The sequence below is a fragment of the Paenibacillus sp. YAE3 genome (genome assembly GCF_057546105.1).
Map to the genome: position 1 here is coordinate 1 of NZ_BAAIYF010000071.1, position 509 is coordinate 509.

Consider the following 509-nt stretch of genomic DNA (forward strand, 5'->3'; position numbering starts at 1 on the left):
ATCAGCTTGTAGGAGCTGAGCTTGGTCAGGCGAAAGCGCCCGTTGTTGACAGCAAATTGTGCTTCCTCGTGCTTCTCGTTGGCAAACGCCTTGACGACACGGATGCCACCCACGCTGTCTTCAATGCGAGCGTTGAAGTCGCCCACATCGCGAAACAGTTGGTGGATCGCCTGGGTCATTTTTTTGTTGAAGTACACGACGACCCAGATGATGGCCGGCACAACGATGAAGGTGATAACCGCAAGCTGCCAGTTGATGGACAGCATGAGCGCAAACGAGCCTACAAGCGTCATGATCGCGATAAACAAATCCTCCGGTCCGTGATGCGCCATTTCGCCAATCATGTTCATGTCGTTTGTCAAGCGACCAATCAAATGCCCGGTCTTCGTATTGTCAAAAAATCGGAACGACAGCTTCTGAATATGCGAAAACAGCTTGCGCCGCATATCCGTCTCGATGTTGATGCCCAGCATATGCCCCCAGTAGTTGACGATGTACATAAGCAATGT

Annotated in this window: 1 protein-coding gene; it reads right to left on the reverse strand. The window is 51.3% G+C overall.

Annotated elements, in window-relative coordinates; genetic code table 11:
* Positions 1–509, reverse strand: a 509-nt coding sequence (locus AC27KL_RS28255; RefSeq protein WP_487171817.1) for an ABC transporter transmembrane domain-containing protein, incomplete at both ends; no start/stop codon positions are given.